Raw genomic sequence first — 20279 nt, 5'->3', positions numbered from 1 at the left:
TATGAGAAAGTTATATCGCAAAATTGTCCAACTTTATCAGCGATTGGTGCAATGGCAAGACAGACGCAATCAGCAAAAGGATGCGTTAAGTTTTCTACCCTTGGCACTTGAGATTGAAGAGAGACCACCGCACCCCTTAGCGCGCATCATGATGTGGCTTTTGGTTGTGTTAATTGTCATTGCGGTACTATGGGCATGCTTTGGCAAAATGGATGTTATTGTGAGCGCACAAGGTAAGGTCGTACCCGAAGCGCAAGTTAAATTAATTCAACCGTTAGAGAAAGGGGTGATTAAAGCGATTTTGGTAAAAGATGGTCAGCTGGTAACAAAAGGGCAAGTATTGATTGAGTTAGATCAGCGCATTACTCAGGCTGATATTGAGAATATTACGCAACAGCGCAAGGTGGCGTACTTTATGTTGAAAGAGTACCAAAGCCTTTATCAGTTATTACAGTTAGCAACGAAGGATGGATTAGCAAAAAAGGATATTGATGAGCTGTTGTTTACACAAGGATTAACGTCAACAGAAAGAGATGCTTTGCTTGAGCTGATATGGCGAAAATGGCAAGCCTATAGTGCGGATATTGATTATCTTGCGTCTGAGGTTAATGCCGCCAAAGCGGAGAAAACAGCACTTGAGATGCAACTTGAAATGCTCAATAAGACACTGCCGATTATTACCGAGCAAAACAGCATGTACCAAACCCTGCATCAAAATGACTATGGCTCAAAAGCTGATATGTTACAAAGTCAAAAAGCGGTGATTGAGACCGAGCAAGCATTAGCACAACACAAGGCAACAGTAGCGCAGTTAACTGCAAATATTAGCAGTAAAAATAGTGCGCTTATGCGTGCTAAAGCGGATTATTTAGCGCAAGTGTTAGAACAGATAGAATTAAATCAAAAGGATTTTAAAAGCCTAAGCAATGAGCTTAATAAATATCAACTAATGCAGCAGGCACAAAGCCTAAGTGCGCCACTATCAGGCTTTGTCCAGAGCTTATCTGTGCATACCATTGGTGCGGTGGTGACGCCCGCTCAAGTATTAATGCAGATTATTCCCAAAGATAGTCCACTAGAAGTTAATGCCATGATCTCAAATAAAGATATTGGCTATGTGCATGAAGGGCAAAAGGTGCAAGTCAAGATCGATACGTATCCTTTTACTGAATATGGCTTATTAACCGGTGAGATCGTTGAGATAAGTGACGATGCGATTGACGATCAACAGTTGGGATTGGTCTTTAAAGTCATTGCAAAGCTTGATAGCACGACATTACACAAGCAAGGAAAGGATTTCCCCATTCGCTCAGGCATGACGGTGACCGTTGAAGTGAAAACCGGCGAAAGACGAATTATTGAATATTTCCTAAGTCCGTTAACTAAGGCGTTTAAAGAAAGCTTGCATGAACGGTGACACTGAGCAAGGATATGAAAAGTTTGATGGTGGGAATTCTCTACAATTTTTTGAAGGCTTAGTTTGAATGAATTGGTGATGTTGTTTTGTGAAAAGCATGTAAGGAGATAATCGTGGTATTAAAAGATAAACAAGATAGCTCTGATATGCCCAAAAAATGGAGTAGAAATTGGCTTGAGTGTAAGCTTGTAAAAGATGATTATTATTTAATGAATTTTGCAAAAGATGAAGAAATAAAAAAAGCTTATCGGTTTAGGCGTTTGCTATCGCTTATAATATTGCTGCTAACTATTTCAGTGGCACCATTTTTTTTGATGACTCCTTTAATTCTAATCATTATATATTTTATCTCTTTAAGATTTTTTTGGTTTATCCTTGGCTTGTTGATTATGGCTGTATGTTGTTTTTTTACATACGCATCATTGACCAAAGGAGAGTATGTTGTTGCTTTTGTATTTGTTTTAATAATAAGTGAGGTTACTGTCTTTATACTTTTTTTGATAAATCAAGGAGCATGTAAAAGACTGGATGAAATTTATTTTGAATCGATTTATTTAAAGTTAAAACAAATGGGTTCTAAAGATAATCTAACAAATAATTATATTATTAATGCTTTCTTGCAAGGCGCTTTTGGCTTTACAGCTATCTGGTGTTTAAAGTTGGATGAAAAAACACCTTACTTATTCGCGTTTAAAACTAAATATTTTAGGTGTGTATGTCTATATCCATGGCTTATCTATAGTAAGCCTGAGTGGTTTCAAAAAGGAGGAGAGTTGTGTTGCTTTGCATTCTGTCGTTGGATAGTTATTTTCCCAACCATAATGTTTATTGTTGCTTGTGCTTTGTATGTTTTGAGTAAATTCTAAATAAAGCAGGAGATTTATTATGTGTTCTAAATTAGAAAAACTAAAGAGTTTACCGGTTTAGAAAAAGCTGTTGGAGGGATTAGTGTAACATTAACACAGACTAAAGAAATATTTGGAAGTTTGTATCAAGCGCTTGTCAGTGCATGGGCACAATCAGCTGAAGGATTTACCCCAGCTATTACCATACTGGAAGGACTAATGCTCAAAGAATCATCCTGCTCCCTGAGCGAAGTCGATGGGAGGAATAAAAGTGTACATGGGCTTCGACTGACGCTCAACCTATGGTTGCAAAATATAGCTGTTAACAATGTTTTTGCTAGCAAGAGGACGGTGGTTAAGCATAATTTTTCAAAAAATCAAGAATGAAATTTGATCTTTGTGAATAATGGTCTAGGCTTAATCCGAGGCAACTCTATTTTATCCCCCCGCGCTTGATTCTTATCACATGGATTGATTGTACTAAAAGCCATTTTTTGAAGGCTTGGAAAAATAAACTATTAATGATGCTGTTTTAGAGCTCATTGATAAATATGTTTAACCAAAGAAAGACGGTAGGCAATGGGTTATGTTAGCAGATACAAGCAATAAAAAGCGTAAGCATTTTAAAATGATAATAATCATCTTTTACGGGTTTTTGCTACTGTTCTGTGCTGTGACATATATATCAGACAAATTGGCGACAGGGGTTTTTGTCAGTGCGCCCATTGATTTATCCAAACCTTCTGAAGTGACGTTAGACTATTTTATTTGGTTTCCTGGGAAATATGAAATTGATATTCGTTTTCAAAAAGAAAGCCAAGAGTCATTAACACTCATTGATGGTCATATCCCTGATTATTCAGATCAGTGCAATAATTGCCAAAAATTTAAACTTAAGTGGTGCATATATAAACAATTGAAAGTGGTTGATTGCGGAATGAAAACGTTGTTAAATAAGCCGTTTGGTGGGAAATATTCAAGAAGTTATATTGCTAAATCAGTGGCTAGGATCATTCTACCATTTGGATCTCAAAGAGTGGAAGTTAAATACTTGGGGGGGCTTGAGGATTTAAATAAGTTAGCGCCTGAAATGCGTCTAGTGGCAGGTGGTTTTAAAAGACCTGTATCAACTTTAGCCAGCTCCCTTATGTTCTTAGGAATAGGTTCATTTGTCATTTTACTAGTAAGCTTGGTTGTGGGGCTATTAATCTTTTGTATATTTCTGGTAAACAAAATATTAAGAAAGTTAAAGAAAGCTATTAAGTTCAATGAATTCAATTAATGAGGAGAGATAAAATGTTAGAGAGAAGTACTGAAAACGAAAATTGTGATGCCAAATATAGTTTTTCATTATACTCTGATGGTTTAGGAGGCTATGACGGATATCATACTTGGATAAAGCTTTCAAATGGCACCAATACTTACACATATAGCTTTGGTCCTTTGGGTGATGTTTCTTTAGGTGAATTATTATTACCTTATGCAGTACTGGGTCATATGAGTCGTCATGAACCAGAAGGTAGAGAGCAACAGTCAGAATCCTATACAGGATTTATTTCTAAACAGCGGTATGAAATGATGAAAAATATGGCTGACTTTTTGGCTAGTAACCCTCCTGATTATCAATTATATCAATATAATGGTGATAACTGTGTTGAGGTAACCTCAAAGATTCTAGAAGCAGCAGGTATAAAGATTCTTAAAGGCATACTTGGTCCTGGAAGAGTTATTGACGAGATTGACGTACTAAATGCAAGACAAAATAGTGCATACCAGTTTTATCCTGAATACCAAGGTGATGAGGAGGAGTGTGATGATGAAATAGATGAATCTATTAATAATGACTTCAACACCGCAGCCAATGTGGTGCCGCGACGCAGGGACCCTCTGATTTTTGATTTAGATGGAGATGGTATTGAAACCGTAGCTGCTGATGGCAGTGTGCTATTTGATCACAATGGAGATGGAGTGAAATATGCCTCAGGTTGGGTTGGTGCTGATGATGCTTTACTGGTACGTGATTTAGATCAAAATGGACAGATTGATAATGGATTAGAGTTATTTGGGGACAATACCATTAAAGCAAATGGAGAGAAAGCCACAGATGGTTTTGATGCGCTATCAGACTTGGATGATAATGTCGATGGTGTTTTTGATCATAATGATACAGCATTTGATGAGCTTAGATTGTGGCAAGATAGCAATCAAGATGGTGTCGTGCAAGATGGTGAGCTTAAAAGCTTAGATGATGCAGGTATTTTAAGTGTTGATTTAAATGCGACTAATGATGGCGGTGGCGCAACAGGTGGCGTGATTGCTAAGAAATCAACTTATAACACAGTCAATGGTGAGAGCTTTGTCGTCGCGGCTTTAGATTTTAATGCCAATTTATTTTATCGTGAATATCATGATGACTTTAACCATCAATTTGTTGATGAGCTTGAAGCGATAGATTTAGCTTTTAATATTAGGGGTTCAGGTGCGGTGAGAGATTTGAACCAAGCGGCAGTCTTGAACCCTGAAATTGTTGATGTTATCCAAAACATCATGCAAACCAATAGTTATCAACAACGTATTGGTTTATATCAAGCGCTTGTCAGTGCATGGGCACAATCAGCTGAAGGATTTACTTCAGCCATTACAACTCTGGAAGGGCTAGTGCTCGACTCTGGTGCAAAGATTAGTTTTGACATTAGTGATGAAACACGTCAGCGCTTAGAGAAGATTGTGGTACTTGAGGCATTTAATTTTAGTCATATGCTTGATTATGTTATCACTGAGAATGGAGTGAATTCGGAAATTAGAATCTCCATTGGTAATTGGTCAAATGTGATGAAGTTTAACAGCGATGAAGATTTAGTGTTAAATGATGCGATGTTTATGGGCTTTGTGCAGCAGGTAGAGTTTATTAACAAAGCATATGATAAGTTATTAAAATCAATAGATAGATCTGCTTTTAAATCAATTGATCATCAGATGTTTCTAGATATGATTGAATTTAATCTGACTGATCAAGGAAATGTGGGGCTTGATTTTAGCCACATTTACAGTTACTTAAATGACCGTGCAAAGACAGATAGTACAAGAGTTTTGCACACTATTTATGCTGTTTATGAATACACGCCATATTTCATTGATTTAGGATTAGATGTTATATCAATATATCGTCAAAGCTTAGGTGAAATGGCAGCTTATCTGCCGGATGGTTTTTTAGCTGAAAGTTTGCAGCAGATTGATATGATGCTAAGTGACGGTAACTTTATGACAAATGCACAAACGTTATTGGGCTCTAATGGCAATGACCGTATCTCAGTGCATGGAACTCAGTTGATATTAGCAGGTGATGGAAATGATATTGTCATAAGAGACCGTGGGACAGATGATCTTGGTTTGCCCACAGTGGGAGGGCGATACTATATCGATGGGGGTAAAGGCCATGATAAGTTGTATGGTAATACTTATGATGATGTGTTATTTGGTGGCGATGGCAACGACTACATCGATGCTGGTTTAGGCGATGACATAATTGATGGGGGCAAAGGCGATGATTATTTATATGGTGGCGTGCATGGTAATGATACGATCTTTGGTGGCGATGGGAATGATTATATAGCTTCTGGGTCCAGTGTCTATCAGTTCTATTATGAGGATTTTCATGGTTATTTAGGCGAAAATATTTTTCCTTACTGGAATATGATTACAGGCGGAAAGGGTGACGATGTTTTAGCTTCAGGCTATGCTAGGGATTCTGTTTTTATCTATCATATGGGCGATGGTAATGATATTTTGGTTAAAAACTCATGGGGGAGCATAAGGGATAATGAAATTATATGGAATTATCAGAAAAACCTTGGAGATGGATTACTATACAATAAAACCCTAGGTGCAGATGGTGTGATGCTTAATGATACTTTTAATGATGTTATACGCTTTGGTGAAAGTATTAGTGTCGAGGATGTCAGCATTAGAAGGATTGATTATGATTTGTTTTTAGATGTTGTAGACGGTGGTAGTATTCAGGTGGTAGGATTTTATAAGGAAGACGATGATTACGCTAACTTAAGCAAAGTATCTAGGATTGAGTTTTCAGATGGCACGGTTTGGGATAGAAACAATGCTATTTTTAATGTGGAAGCTCAAGGTGTAAACTACATGGGAACAGAGAGTGACGAATATATTTCTGCTACGATTGCCGATGATACACTCCAAGGACTTGGCGGCAACGATGCGCTATATGGAAAACAAGGTAATGATATATTAGATGGTGGTCAAGGAGATGATCACTTAGAAGCTGGTGATGGTGATGATATTCTAATTGGTGGTAAGGATAATGATTTCCTACTTGGTGGATTAGGGCACGATCGTTATATATTTGGAGGTGACTCTGGTGAGGATATGATTTATTACTATCACTATGCAGATGAATCTTTTACAGATAGCTCAATGACTTTGGTTTTTGAGGATGGTGTTCAACTGCAAGATCTAGCAATAAATACTTGGCATAAATATTTAGCAGGTCAATGGCAGGCGCAGGATTTAAAGTTAGCTTCTGAAGATTATAATATTTCAATTAGTTTAGATAGCTATTTTTATGACTTTAATGATAGTACGATGGGTTATTCTATGCCAGTTTATCTTGAATTTAACAATGGCACCGAGCGTTGGCAACTAATGCCGCATAAAGCCATGAGTATCGAGATCAATGGCGAAGACAAGTCATTTCATAACAGTGTGACTTTAACGCGCTTTGATGAAGTAGCACAAATGATACATATCAAAGGGATAGGCAGAAGCGAGTATTTACAAGGCACTGAAGGTAACGATATTTTAGATGGTGGTGGCTATCATGATTATTTAGCCGGAGGCTTAGGTGCTGATCATTATGTATTATCAAATCTTTCTTTCAATGATGATGTTATCATCGCTGATGAAACAAATACAGAGGACGCTGTTTTACTTAAAGATGTGAGCATGGATGAGCTTTATTTTCTAAGGGACAACGATGATCTTTCAATCATTGCATTCAACAGTGATTTTGAGCAGGCGAGCAGTTATCAAAATAATGGTGGTTTTTATCGTAGCAGCATAAAGCTAAGTGGCTACTTTAAGGGATTAAGTGTTGAAACCATTGTTGATAGCGAAGGTAATACGCATTCAATCGCAGAGCTATTAAAGGATGAAAATAAATATAGTGCAATAACGGATGATGTACATCGCATAGGTAGCAAAGGTAATGACTATATCGAAAGCTATGCTGGAGATGATGTCATTCATGCCAAATCAGGCGATAACTGGATTGAAGCCGGTGCCGGAAATAATACCATTACAGCCGGAAGTGGTGATGATAGGATTCATGTAGACAATGGTAATAACCTCATTAAGGCAGGAAGTGGCGATAATGTGGTTGAAGCTGGTGATGGTGAGAATACGATTATCACAGGCAGTGGCGCTGATACGATTGACGTTGGTCAGGGTGACAATGTCATTAAAGCAGGGCATGGCGAAAACAGCATTCAAGCAGGCAGCGGTGACAATCAAATCTATGGTGGTGCGGATTATGATTATGTTTATGTTGAGGACGGTAATAATCTAATCAAACTAGGGAACGGTGATAATGAGCTGGATGCTGGGGGTGGTGATAATGTGATTTATGCCGGTTCAGGCGACGATTCAGTTAGTCTAGGCGATGGTAACAATACCGTGAAATTAGGTAACGGAGATAATCAAGTCTACGCTTATGATGGTGATAATATCATTATGACAGGGGGCGGTGATGATTACATTGAATTAGGCGATGGTAATAATATCATTCGCGCTGGACATGGTGATAATGAGATCGATGTGGGTGATGGCGATAACCAAATTTATAGTGGCAATGGCGCTGATGTGATTTATGTTTATGATGGTGATAATGTCATTAAAGCGGGTCATGGTGAGAATGAGATCTATGCAGGCAACGGTAATAATATCATTACCACAGGCAATGGTGATGATCTTATCGAGGTTCAATCCGGTCAAAATACTATTCGCTCAGGTGCTGGAGATGATACCGTTTATAGTGGCAATGGGAGTGATTTGATCTATGCAGGTAAAGGTGATGATGTCATTTATGCAGGAGGCGGCAATGATCAGTTGTATGCGCAATGGGGTGATAATATCTTATATGGTGAAGATGGAAACGATAGCTTATATGCAGGCAATGATGGCGCGGATCAGCTTTTTGGTGGTCAAGGTGATGATACACTTCGTGCTAAAAATGGTGATGATTTTCTTCAAGGTCAGGACGGAGATGATCTGCTTATCGCGCATGGTGATAACAATATCTTAAGCGGTGGCAATGGCAGTGATCACTATCAAATCAACTTCAAAAATGCTAATAATACGATCATTAATAACTATGACAGTGATGGCAGTTCTGACTTCATGAAGCTCAACGGCATTAAAACAACGGATTTAAGATTTTATCGTGAAGTAAGCAACTTAATGATTAAGAATTTGGCAGACAAAAACAAACCCAAAGAGATCATTGTAACGGATTGGTTTGAATCTGGGGATCATCAAATCGATGAGATAGAAGTTGGTAAATTTGTACTAAGCAACAAACAAATTGATGTGATTATTCAAACACTAGCTAGTTTTAATGTCGAAAGTGGAGTAGGTGAAGATCTTTTAAACAAAGAGCAGCAGGATGAGATTAAGAGTACACTTGCCAATGCATGGATGCCAAAATCAGCTTAGTTATCGGCAATAATCTGCATCAACCATTTCTTATTTCTATTTAATAATTCATATTCGCTTAATGGCTGCTGGTAAGGCACGCCCATATATTGCAAGGTGTGCTGAGCAATACTGGCAAAAACAGGTGCTGCGGAGACACCTCCGAATTGATAAAAATGGCTACCCTTAGGGTTGTTGATCCAAACGACAATCGAAAGCCTTGGGTTTTTAACGGGTGCCACACCAGCAAAAATAGCGTTATATTCATTAACAAATTTACCATTGGCAACGCGATGTGAAGTACCTGTTTTGCCAGCTACATCAAACCCAGGAATATTAGCAAGCACACCTGTGCCATGAATACTGACCACCGTTTGCAGCATGGCCAATACTTCTTTGGCAATATCTTTTGGTAATACTTGACGACAATTGATTTCATCTGGATGCTTTGGCTTGATTAAGCTTACTGGACAAAGCTTGCCATCATTGCCAAAAATCGTATAAGCATGTGCTAACTGTAAAGCTGAGCTACTTAATGCATAACCAAAGGAAAGGGTAGCAAATTCAAACTCACTTAATGAGCTTAAAGGGGGCAAATAACCATTGGTGGCACGTGGGAAATCAATGGTTGATGGCTGTCCAAAGCCTAAGCTTGATAGGAAGTTATAAACCTTTTCTTTATCCAGTGTTAAGGTGACTTTACTAACACCAACGTTACTGGATTTCTCAAGAATTTGTGTCAAGGTGATATCACCAAAGTTGGCATCATCACGAATGCGATGACTATGCAGGAAATAATAACCAGGATTCGTATCAATCATACTATCTGGTGTGTATTTTCCCGAGAGAAGTGCTTGAGAGATGAAAAATGGCTTAATGGTTGAGCCTGGTTCAAAGGTCTCAATAACGGGTTGTAAGGCGATGGCTTTGCCGGTATGTTCATTGAAGTTATTAGGGTTAAAGCTTGGGTAACTGGCAAGTGCTAAAATCTCGCCATTTTGCGGATCAACAACAACGGCAGCGCCTGAGTCGGCATTGGTGTCAATGACCCCTTTTTTAAGCGCTTGATAGGCAAAGCTTTGGATATTACTATCAATGGTTAAATAAATGCTTTTGCCTAAATGGTAATGTTGCGGTTTATCATTAAAACTTATAGCGCGCCCTTTACCATCTAAAGTACTAGATAGTGCACCTTTCTCTGCGTGGAGCTTATCTTGATAGGTCAGCATCAAGCCATCTTGCCCTTTATTAGCAATGTTTGTAAAACCAATAAGCGGGGCTATCTCATCGGCTTTAGGATAGTAGGTTCTATTTTGATCTTCTATCTCAACCCCTGGGATATTTAATGCTTTTAAATCATCGATTTTTGAGGGTTCAACAAACTGTGCAGCGATATAATATTGTTTATTGGGATACTTACTAATGAGTGTTTCAAGGTCATTTAATGAAAGACCATCAATATTTGCCGCATTGACCTTTTGATATTTTTCAGGGTAATCTTTTAAGACTTTGATATCCAAAATAACTTTATACAAATTGGTACTGACTGCCAATGGAATGCCGTTGCGATCATAGATAATGCCACGTGTTGCATCTAAATCAATGGTGCGATGACTTTCGTTTTGACCGTGATCAGATAAGAAGCTGTGATCCTTGGTTTCTAGATAAAATAAGCGATAAACCAGCACAAGAAAGACCGCAATAATCAGAAAGAATGTAAAGAAAAAGCGCCATTTATGCTTGGGTGTACGCTTTGGCTTGTCATTATAGGTGTTAGGTTTTTTTGGTTTTTTTAGTTCTTTATCTTTCTTATTGTTATATTGTCTCATGCATAAAAATATCGTGGTCACCGTCACAGTTCGAGAGTGTACCGGAAAATGCAGCATTAAGACAACCGCTCGCGCGAGAATTGCCAATAATTGTCAGTGGTAATTGCGTTTTGTGGCTAATGTTGGTATACATAGAGGCAGCTTGAGGGTTATCAAAAATGACAGAAAATATAAAAAGGTAAAAGAAGGTAAATAGATCGCTATGCATAGCATTGAAGAAACATTAAGTGTGATTAAGCGTGGTGCCGAAGAGGTGCTGTTAGAAGACGATTTGATTGCGAAGTTAAAAAAGAAAAAGCCACTTATTGTCAAGTTTGGCTGTGATCCAACGGCACCTGATATTCATTTAGGACATACCGTGGTGATCAATAAATTGCGTCAATTACAAGATTTAGGACATGAAATTCATTTTTTAATTGGTAACTTTACCGCACAAATTGGTGATCCAACGGGGAAAAATGCTACGCGTCCACCATTGTCAGCGGCAGATGTCGAAGAGAATGCTAAAACCTATCAAAAACAGATTTTCAAAATTTTAGATCAAGAAAAAACGGTCGTTAAACGCAATGGTGATTGGTTTGATCAAATGAGCGCAAGTGACATGATTAAGCTTGCATCAAAACAAACTGTTGCCAGAATGCTTGAACGCGATGATTTCTCTAAGCGTTATAAATCTGGGCAAGGTATTGCTATTCATGAGTTTTTATATCCTTTAGTGCAAGGCTATGACTCAGTGGCGATGGTTGCTGATATTGAGTTAGGTGGCACGGATCAGAAGTTTAACTTGTTGATGGGGCGTGAGCTGCAAAAGCAAGCTGGACAAGAGCCACAAGTGATTATCACCATGCCGTTGTTAGAAGGGTTAGATGGTGTCAAGAAAATGTCTAAATCAGCCAATAACTATATTGGTATTGAAGAGCCTGCAGATGAGATGTTTGGTAAAATCATGTCGATTTCGGATGAGCTGATGTGGCGCTATTATGAGTTGTTAAGCTTTAAACCGATGACTGAAATTCAAAGTTTAAAAGAAGCGGTTAACAATGGTCAAAACCCACGAGATGTTAAGATTGATTTAGCTAAAGAGATTATTGCGCGCTTTCATGATGAGGCGGCAGCACAAAAAGCACATCAAAACTTCATCGATCGCTTTCAAAAGAATCAGATGCCTGAGGATATGCCTGAAGAAACCATTACATTGGCAGAAGACAATATGCCGATTGCGAATGTTTTAAAGTTAGCAGGTTTGGTCTCAAGCACCTCTGAAGCGATCCGTATGATTAAGCAAGGTGCGGTTAAAATTAATGGTGATAAGGTTGAGGATACACAGCTTGTATTAAAGCAGAAAACCTCGGACGTTTATCAAGTTGGCAAAAGAAAATTTGCCAAGATCACATTGGTATAGTAATGATGAAAATAAGTTGTACCAGCCATCACCTCTCCCCTTGAGGGAGAGGTCGCGCAGCTTACGCTGCGCGGGTGAGGGGGATAATTAAAACGCAACTTATTTCTTAATCATTACATAGAGAATGGCAAAAGAAAAAAGCAATAAAAAGCAAAAGGAAATAAAATGGAAAAATTTATTCAGGAAGTCTTGGTTATTTTTGTGATATTAACGGCATTGGTCGTGCTTTATCATGTTTTTATCTTTTTATTTTGGATTTTATTGGTTGCGATTGGTGTGGCGATTGTATATCGCGTGATTAAATTTATTGTATCTTTGTTTTCACCAAAGAAAAGCAATACCGTTGAACACGAAGATTTATAATTAATCGGTGTCATGTGAAGCAGTTAAAGGCGTTAATTCTAAGTGCAATGCTGGTGACACTGACAGCCTGTGGTAATCAAGGTAAAGACACACTAAGCAAATCTGATCTTGAGACAGGTGAGTACGCAGATGAGCTTAAATCACATTTAGATGTGCGTCAAGCGCAATTGAATGCGCTTTTTGCCAATAGTCGTATTACGCAAACATTAATGAATGCCAATAAGCGCTTAGCTGAGGAAACGCCATTACCAGAAGCGCGTTATCAGGCAATTGATCAGAATATGCAAAAAATGCGCGATACCTATAATGTTCAGCTTTTACTTTATAATGCGTGCGCGGTTAAATTAAAGCAATTTCAGGCAGAGCATCCTGCCTTTGTTGAGATTTTTGTCACTGATTTATCGGGTATGAATGTTTGCCAAACCAATATGACGACTGATTTTTATCAAGCCGATGAAAAGTGGTGGCAAGTGGCTTATCACAATGGACTAGGCAAGGTGTGTTATGGCGAGATTGAATATGATGATAGTGCTTCAGAAGTTGTAGCACCAATCTATATGCCTATTTATGAGCATAAAAAATTAGTTGGTATTGCCAAAGCTTTAGTGGCAATAGAGGATATAAAACTCAGTGAATTTAACTAATGGATTCATTGTGGTAAGTTGAATTTATATAGCATTTTGCTGCATAAACAATGGCGTAAGTAATAGGAATCGCAAGGATACAGAAAATGGCTTTAGAGCCAAATGAACCAAGGATTAATGTGGTTTTATCGGGAAAAGACCAAAAAACGATAGAAATGAAAATCACGGAATCAATCAATTGACCTAAAATGCTTGAAAACCCTGAACGTAACCATAAAAAACGTCCTTTAGATAGGTCTTTGATTGTCTGAAAGATAAAAACATCAAGAAATTGTGAAATAACAAAACCAATCACCGTGCCCAAAATCACAAGGTTGCTTTTGGCTAAAACATGGGCGTAAACGCTTTGATCATGCCAGCCTGTAGTATGTGGCATAACGACTGAAAGCTCAATAATCAGTACGAAAATTACCTGACTGATTACCCCAAGGATTGAGATGAAATAGGCTTTCTTTTTACCATATAACTCACAAACTGCGTCAATGATGGGGAAAGTGAAAAGGGCAAAAATAATATTTGAAAAAGGAAAGCTGAGTCCTAAATGAACAGGTTTCGTAGCAGTGATTGCTGAAGAAGTCATCGCGCAAATAACGATCATTGATAGGATTAACAAAATAATAACATGTTTATTGACACGCTTATCACCTTGTAAGAAATGTTGTTTTGTTGCTGTTGTCATCATTATGTCTCCCTCATTTTTTGTAATAGACAATAGTAGAATCCATCGCCTCCATCTTCAGTAGGCAAAATCTGGTAACCATGGACTTGTTTGAGTCTGTTATCCAGCATTGGAATATCAATAACACTAAACTCAGAATGTGTTTGCAGAAAATTTGCCATTTGTTTGTCATTTTCCTCAGGCAAAATAGAGCAAGTAGCATAAAGAAGTAAACCATTAGGTTTGAGATAACTCACAAGATTATGCAAGATACGCTGTTGTATGTGTACAATCTCTTTGATCTCATCAGGCGTGCGTAGCACTTTGATATCTGGATTGCGCCGAATCACACCTGTGGCACTGCACGGTGCATCAATCAATATTTTGTCAAATAAAATATCCTCTTTAAGTGGTGCTGTGGCGTCATGAATTGCAAGGTGAATATCAAGCTCATTTAACTGTAAACGCGCGAGATTCTCTTTAATGCGTTCAAAACGCTTGGCATTATTATCCATAATGGTTAGCTCAATATCAGGACAGAGCTCTAACAGATGCGCGCTTTTGCCACCAGGTGCGGCACAGGCATCAAGAATTTTCTCTCGTGTTTGTGGCGCTAAGATATGTGCGGCTAATTGAGCCGATTGATCCTGAACGCTGAAGAACCCTTGAGAAAACAAAGGTAATTCCTGGATGCTCTGTGCTTCATTTAGTTGAATACAACTATCAATGGTTTTTGCTTTGTAACTAATATTATTTTCTTTAAGTGCCTTTAGAAATTTCTCGGGATTTTGCTGTTGATTAAGACGCAGAAAAACAGGCGGCTGGATATTACTGTTTGTAATGATGCTATCAAGCGCATGAGAGTAGTGTTTCTTAAGCTTGCCATATAACCAATCAGGTAGTTCTTTAAAGTGATCACTGGTGGGCAGCATTGCTTTATCAATCTGACGTAATAAGGCATTAATAAATGATTTAGAATGATTAATATTTAATTCATCACAGGCATTAACGGTTTCATTAATACAGGCATGCACTGGTTTATGCATAAAGATAATCTGATATAAACCAATCATTGCTAATAGTCGCACTTTTGGTTTGGTTTTGCCTTCGGCTTGCCGGTTGAAAATATGCTCAAGGTAAAAAAAATGGCGAAACACACCATAGCATAACAGATAGACTAAACGGCGATTTTGCTCCGTCAGTGGATAATGTTGAAGTGTGGTATCTAAAGACGCTAAGCTGTCTTTATGTTGAGTGATTTGATGAATAATAGAACACGCGATAGCGCGTGGATTGGTTAATGTTTTCATTGCTTGGATTTAGATTAAGCTTTTTCAGCAGGTACCAAATGAGGTGTTAAAAACTTGGTCAGTTTAGCTACGATACGCGGATTGCCACCGATGAGACGTCCATCTTCAAGGAAGGTAACACCGCCATCTAATCCACATAACATACCACCGGCTTCTTTAATCATAAGGGCAGCTCCGGCAGTATCCCAGATTTTGGCATCTCTTGATGTCCAAACAGCATCTAAGTAGCCGGCAGCAACATAGCACATATCAAGTGCTAATGAGCCAGAATAGCGAAGACCGGAAATCTCTTTATGTAGATCAAGTACGGCTTCAGGATAAGTGTGCTCAAAGACTTTTTTGCTGAATTTCAAAGCGCCTGAAAACAAGCAGCCTGAGAAATCTTTGCGATTGGCAACACGGATTCGCTGACCATTTAACTGCGCACCTGAACCTTTGGTTGCCGTAAATAATTGATCTAAATAAGGGTTATAAATCACCGCAAGCTCTGTTTTGCCACGAAATTGCATCGCAATCGAGACACAGTGATGTGGGATGCCGTGAATAAAGTTGTTTGTGCCATCAATCGGGTCAATGATCCATGTGTGATCACTATCTTCATTGCCAAACTCACCTGATTCCTCAGTAATATAATACTGATCTGGAAACGCACGTTGCAAAATATCAATAATTGCCTTTTCAACATCAACATCGACATTGGTGACATAGTTATTAGGAGACTTTGTTTCAACCTTAACGTTTTGCATGTTTTCACTTGCATTTAAGATCATACGACCTGCTTTACGTGCAGCTTTAACTGCAACATTCATCATTGGATGCATGAAAAATACCTTAGCTTTTACCCGAATAAAAAATTAGTTGTGTATAATACCCGATTTAGTATTAAGGTGATAGTTTCTATTTCAAAGATGTTAAATAAAATTCGGATTATTCTCGTTGAGACCTCACATCCTGGTAATATTGGCTCAAGTGCTCGTGCCATGCTTAATATGCAGTTAACTGAGCTTTATTTGGTAAATCCAAAGCAGTTGCCAGATGAGCAAACCATGGCAACAGCGGCGCATGCCACTGATGTTGTTAACAATGCCAAGATTGTACCAACGCTTCTGGAAGCACTTGAAGGGGTGGATCTGGTGATTGGTACCAGTGCCAGAACACGACGCATGGATTTACCGATGTTAAGTGTTGAAGATGCAGCACAACAGGCAATGGCGCATGTGAGCAAAGGTCTTAATGTGGCGATTATTTTTGGGCGTGAGCGCACGGGACTTTTTAATGAAGAGCTTCTGATGTGCCATTATCATGCATTTATTCCAAGCAATGAAGGATACACCTCATTAAACTTGGCGCAAGCGGTGCAAATCGTTGCCTATGAAGTCTTTAAACAGTATTTATCGCATAATGAGGTGGAAGCCTTGCCAACACAAAACCATGTTCGTGAAAAAGCCTCTGCCAAAGAAGTTCAAAGTTTTTATGATGAGTTGGCACACAAAATGCAAGTTGTTGGCTTTTTAAATCCTGATAAGCCAGGGCATGTTGTCGATAAATTAAAGCGATTATTTCAACGAGCACAACTTGAATCTCAAGAGATAAATATTCTGCGAGGGTTTTTGGGGCAAATAGATCAAAGGAATCAAAGTAGCAATGAGACAAAGGATAGTTAAATGATAATCGTAGGTGTTGATGAAGCAGGGCGTGGACCGTTGGTTGGTTCGGTGGTTGCAGCGGCTGTTATTTTAGATCCAGATAAACCAATTGCGGGATTGATGGATTCAAAGAAGTTAACCGAGAAAAAACGTGAAGCACTTTTCACTGAGATTACCGATAAAGCAAAGGCTTATGCAATTGCTGAGTGTAGCGCTAAAGAGATTGATCAGTATAATATTTTACAAGCAAGTCTATTAGCGATGCATCGCGCAGTCGCTAAGCTTGAGATTGCCTTTGATAAAGTGCTTGTCGATGGTAATCGTTTGCCACTTTGGGATTTTGAGGCAGAGGCGATTATCAAAGGGGACAGTAAAGTACAAGAGATAAGTGCGGCATCGATTCTCGCTAAAGTCTATCGAGACCGTCAAATGATTGAATTAGATCATGAGTATCCAGCCTATCAGTTTGCTAAACATAAAGGCTATCCAACCAAATTGCATTTGGAATTACTAGAAAAGTATGGGGTGCTGGATATGTATCGCAAGAGCTTCGCACCGGTGGCAAGATGTCTTAAGCTTCAATATTCTTGATTAGGAAGTAAACGGAAAGTAATTTGAATCATCCTTGCTCGTTCAGTACAAGCAACTCCGCAAGGGGCGAGGTAAAAAAGTGTACTTTTTTGTCATTGATTAGTATTGATCACGTACACGTGCTTGTAAGTCACAAAATGAAACATAAGCTGTTAATGCTCTTTTCCAAGCTGGGGTCTTTGCTTTTTTAGTGTTGTTATCTAAATTTTGCATAGTGTTCTCCTTGTTGAGAGTTTATCGTGGGGGCAAATGCAGTATAGACAAAGATTTATAAATAGACAGTTTCAGCAAGGTAACGCTGTGTAACAAAATTGATACATATGGTAATGATAGAAAATGCATTACTCTATTATTTACCTCTCCCCTTGTGGGATTGCTCGTGCAGCTTTTGCTGCACGGGTGAGGGGTAATTAAAAATCAATTTAACGACTTAAATCGCCAAAAACAACATCTTAATTGAAACAACCAAAAGTAAAGCAAGGAAAATTACTTTAAGCACTTTAGGTGGCGTTTTGCTTGAGAGCTTAGCGCCTATTTTTGAGAATATCATGCTACTGGGTACGACACAAAGAATTGCCGGTAGATATAAATAACCTAGACTCCAACTAAATTCAATATGATCCATCAAGCCCGTTACGATAAAGGTAATGCTGCCTGTTATTGCAATGATGAGTGTAAAAAGACTCGATGTGCCAATAGCAATACGAATCGAGTAACCTAATGAATTGATATAGGGAATGGTGATAATGCCACCACCAATACCAAAAAATCCAGATTTAATACCAACGACACTGCCCCAAAAAGCACTTTTGCGTTTGCCACTGCGTTTTGGTTTATCAATGGCATGACTTGATTGAAATAACATGCGTAAAAACATAAAAAGCATTAATAAGGCAAACAAAAGTCCCAAAAGTCGTGAGCTAAGAAAGTGGGCAATATCCGCGCCAACAATATTCATGTTGACAATCCATGGCAACATTTTGATGGCAATATCAAAACTGACCTCACGTGCACGCAGTTTATGGGGCACTGAAGAAAGGGCGGTAAAAATCATAATCCCGAGTGAGGTGCCAGCAGCAAACTGCATATAAGCACTTGTGGTTTCTGGTAGTTGGTGGAATACAAAGGCAAGCACAGGAACGATAATAAGCCCACCGCCAATACCTAAAAGACCTGCAAGAATACCTGTTAAACAGCCGGAAAATATCAATAATAAAATAAGATATGTCATATTCGCTTTGCTTTGATTTGTCGATTAAATGGGTTGAATAATTATAACAAATGAAAGAGAATAACCCAGTTCATTTAACCAGAAAAACAAATGATTAAGGGTAAATATGCTTTCTAATATTAAAGTCGGCAAAGATGCGCCAAATGATGTCAATGTCGTGATCGAAATTCCAGCGCACAATGAGCCTGTCAAATATGAGTTTGACAAAGATGCCAATATGCTGATCGTTGATCGATTTATGTCAACAACCATGCAGTATCCATGTAACTATGGTTTTGTGCCAAACACATTATCAGAAGATGGTGATCCAGTGGATGTATTGGTTGTAGCACCTGTGGCATTGCGCCCAGGTGTGATTATCAATTGTCGTCCAGTCGGTGTGCTTAAGATGACAGATGAATCAGGCATCGATGCTAAGATCATTGCAGTACCTACAAGCAAACTCACCAAGATTTATGATGACGTGAAAGAAATTGATGATTTACCAAAGTTGTTGTTAGATCAAATCAAGCACTTCTTTGAGCACTACAAAGATCTTGAGCCAAACAAGTGGGTTAAAGTCGATGGCTTTGCTGGATCTGAAGCAGCTAAAGCAGATATTCAAGCAAGCATCGAGCGCTATAAGGCGTAATAGTTTTCTGATTTTTTATTTTTTGTTTCTTATTTTCTCAGTGATTTGAACCATTTGTAACGAAAGGTGTTTAGACTTGCATCGATTAAAAAGAAAATCACAGCAAGTTCGGGGGATAGCATATCGCCGGTAACTGCGTACAAAAATACGGCAAAAATCAAAATAAAGATCACTGAGCGTATCGCAGCTTTAGCGCCATTTAGTTTGAACAATTCTTTATGCGTCATATTGCTTTGACGTTCAATCTCTTTTTCTTTATCTGTCATATCTTGATTATGAAATTTTCTTAAAAAAGTTGCGTGTATCTTAGCACAAGCCTTTGAGCATTGTCGATTAGGCTGTCGGCATTGTGGTGTTTTTCACATTGAGAATAATTATTGATAATAAGCTTGAAGCAATAAGGGTTACCCATAAAGCAAATAGCATAAAGTGGTAGGTGGAAAAATGGCTATGTGCTTGCACATAAGTCCAGATGGAAATGGTAAAGGTGACGGCAAATGAAATCGTTGCCGCAGCTGAACCATGTGCTTTTTGAATATGCTGCATGGCAGAGCCCGTTGATAGTGGGACGAAAAATCCAGCACAAAAGCATAGTAGCGTAATGCATATGAGGGTATTTAATAATGTAAGAGGTAAAAGACCAAACAGCACTGTCATCACTGCGAAACAGCATAAAGCACTAATGCGATACTGCGCACGATGGCTAAGATGCGCTAAACGGCGAAAACACAAAATGCCTACGATATAGCAGCTAGTAATCAAGACTAAAATAATGTTATAGCTAATGATACTAATGCCAAGATCTGTGGTTAAGAGCGGTTTAATATTGGTCATGATCACTTGAATATAAAAAGCAAAGCATAAGGATCCCTATGTGTCAGGATAGTTGTCGCCTGTAGTTAATTTTTAATCAGGGCGATAATTACTGGAGAAATTATGGGAAGTTATAATGATGCTTTTAAAGCGGATGCGGTTAAAAAAATGTTATCAGGAAC

Annotated in this window: 17 protein-coding genes; 10 read left to right on the top strand and 7 right to left on the bottom strand. The window is 38.5% G+C overall.

The features are described 5' to 3' along the window. Nucleotide 1: 1 nt before the first annotated feature. The 4 genes from DNJ75_RS02260 to DNJ75_RS15765 all read left to right on the top strand — a co-directional run bounded on the left by DNJ75_RS02260 (nucleotide 2) and on the right by DNJ75_RS15765 (nucleotide 9000). The gene (locus DNJ75_RS02260; protein WP_157968168.1) at nucleotides 2-1417 is read left to right on the top strand and encodes an HlyD family type I secretion periplasmic adaptor subunit; all 1416 of its coding nucleotides are present in this window, start codon (nucleotides 2-4) and stop codon (nucleotides 1415-1417) included. A gap of 113 nt (nucleotides 1418-1530) precedes the next feature. Further along, nucleotides 1531-2283, top strand: a complete 753-nt coding sequence (locus DNJ75_RS02255) for a hypothetical protein (RefSeq protein WP_117001555.1) — start codon at nucleotides 1531-1533, stop codon at nucleotides 2281-2283. A gap of 565 nt (nucleotides 2284-2848) precedes the next feature. After that, the gene (locus tag DNJ75_RS02245) at nucleotides 2849-3544 is read left to right on the top strand and encodes a hypothetical protein (protein ID WP_117001553.1); all 696 of its coding nucleotides are present in this window, start codon (nucleotides 2849-2851) and stop codon (nucleotides 3542-3544) included. 14 nt (nucleotides 3545-3558) lie between these two features. Further along, nucleotides 3559-9000 (top strand): calcium-binding protein, encoded by a 5442-nt coding sequence (locus tag DNJ75_RS15765; RefSeq protein ID WP_170137169.1) that lies wholly within the window; start codon nucleotides 3559-3561, stop codon nucleotides 8998-9000. On the opposite strand, the gene DNJ75_RS02235 is transcribed toward DNJ75_RS15765, so the two are convergent. Further along, on the bottom strand, nucleotides 8997-10808 hold the full coding sequence (locus DNJ75_RS02235) for a peptidoglycan D,D-transpeptidase FtsI family protein (RefSeq protein WP_170137168.1): 1812 nt from the start codon (nucleotides 10806-10808) through the stop codon (nucleotides 8997-8999). The genes DNJ75_RS15765 and DNJ75_RS02235 overlap by 4 nt on opposite strands. Before the next feature lie 202 nt (nucleotides 10809-11010). On the opposite strand from DNJ75_RS02235, the gene tyrS reads away from it, so the two are divergent. From tyrS to DNJ75_RS02220, 3 genes are all read left to right on the top strand, one after another. After that, nucleotides 11011-12210, top strand: a complete 1200-nt coding sequence (tyrS, locus tag DNJ75_RS02230) for a tyrosine--tRNA ligase (protein WP_117001550.1) — start codon at nucleotides 11011-11013, stop codon at nucleotides 12208-12210. 165 nt (nucleotides 12211-12375) lie between these two features. Further along, nucleotides 12376-12573: a hypothetical protein gene (locus DNJ75_RS02225; RefSeq protein WP_117001549.1), complete on the top strand. Its 198-nt coding sequence runs from the start codon at nucleotides 12376-12378 to the stop codon at nucleotides 12571-12573. 14 nt (nucleotides 12574-12587) lie between these two features. Next, entirely contained in the window at nucleotides 12588-13217 is a 630-nt protein-coding gene (locus DNJ75_RS02220; RefSeq protein ID WP_150469044.1) for a hypothetical protein, read from the top strand. Here DNJ75_RS02220 and DNJ75_RS02215 read toward each other — a convergent pair. From DNJ75_RS02215 to DNJ75_RS02205, 3 genes are read right to left on the bottom strand one after another with little or no spacing between them, the layout of a single operon-like run. Further along, nucleotides 13210-13899 carry a queuosine precursor transporter gene (locus DNJ75_RS02215; RefSeq protein WP_117001547.1) on the bottom strand — a complete coding sequence of 230 codons (690 nt, stop codon included), beginning with the start codon at nucleotides 13897-13899 and terminating at the stop codon, nucleotides 13210-13212. The genes DNJ75_RS02220 and DNJ75_RS02215 overlap by 8 nt on opposite strands. After that, entirely contained in the window at nucleotides 13899-15185 is a 1287-nt protein-coding gene (gene rsmB, locus DNJ75_RS02210) for a 16S rRNA (cytosine(967)-C(5))-methyltransferase RsmB (protein WP_117001546.1), read from the bottom strand. The genes DNJ75_RS02215 and rsmB overlap by 1 nt, the downstream gene beginning before the upstream one ends. 14 nt (nucleotides 15186-15199) lie before the next feature. After that, nucleotides 15200-16006, bottom strand: a complete 807-nt coding sequence (locus tag DNJ75_RS02205) for an inositol monophosphatase family protein (RefSeq protein WP_117001545.1) — start codon at nucleotides 16004-16006, stop codon at nucleotides 15200-15202. 78 nt (nucleotides 16007-16084) lie between these two features. Here DNJ75_RS02205 and DNJ75_RS02200 point away from each other — a divergent pair, with 78 nt between their 5' ends. Both DNJ75_RS02200 and rnhB read left to right on the top strand, forming a co-directional pair. Continuing rightward, a complete protein-coding gene (locus DNJ75_RS02200; RefSeq protein WP_170137174.1) occupies nucleotides 16085-16849 on the top strand; it encodes an RNA methyltransferase in 765 nt (254 codons plus the stop codon). Next, complete coding sequence (rnhB, locus tag DNJ75_RS02195) at nucleotides 16850-17422, top strand: ribonuclease HII (RefSeq protein WP_117001543.1); 573 nt, start codon at nucleotides 16850-16852, stop codon at nucleotides 17420-17422. A 430-nt stretch (nucleotides 17423-17852) separates the two neighbouring features. On the opposite strand, the gene DNJ75_RS02190 is transcribed toward rnhB, so the two are convergent. Continuing rightward, nucleotides 17853-18653: a sulfite exporter TauE/SafE family protein gene (locus DNJ75_RS02190; RefSeq protein WP_117001542.1), complete on the bottom strand. Its 801-nt coding sequence runs from the start codon at nucleotides 18651-18653 to the stop codon at nucleotides 17853-17855. Nucleotides 18654-18759: 106 nt separating this feature from the next. On the opposite strand from DNJ75_RS02190, the gene ppa reads away from it, so the two are divergent. Next, nucleotides 18760-19284 carry an inorganic diphosphatase gene (gene ppa, locus DNJ75_RS02185; RefSeq protein ID WP_117001541.1) on the top strand — a complete coding sequence of 175 codons (525 nt, stop codon included), beginning with the start codon at nucleotides 18760-18762 and terminating at the stop codon, nucleotides 19282-19284. A 29-nt stretch (nucleotides 19285-19313) separates the two neighbouring features. Here ppa and DNJ75_RS02180 read toward each other — a convergent pair whose 3' ends face one another. Both DNJ75_RS02180 and DNJ75_RS02175 read right to left on the bottom strand, forming a co-directional pair. Then, the gene (locus tag DNJ75_RS02180; protein ID WP_117001540.1) at nucleotides 19314-19550 is read right to left on the bottom strand and encodes a hypothetical protein; all 237 of its coding nucleotides are present in this window, start codon (nucleotides 19548-19550) and stop codon (nucleotides 19314-19316) included. 67 nt (nucleotides 19551-19617) lie between these two features. Beyond that, nucleotides 19618-20118, bottom strand: a complete 501-nt coding sequence (locus DNJ75_RS02175; RefSeq protein WP_117001539.1) for an MFS transporter — start codon at nucleotides 20116-20118, stop codon at nucleotides 19618-19620. Nucleotides 20119-20279 lie beyond the last annotated feature (161 nt).

This window comes from Cysteiniphilum litorale, from assembly GCF_003428165.1.
Classification (GTDB): Bacteria; Pseudomonadota; Gammaproteobacteria; order Francisellales; family Francisellaceae; genus Caedibacter; species Caedibacter litoralis.
Note: the sequence above shows the minus strand (reverse complement) of the source record. Positions and strands in the feature narration are given on the sequence as shown.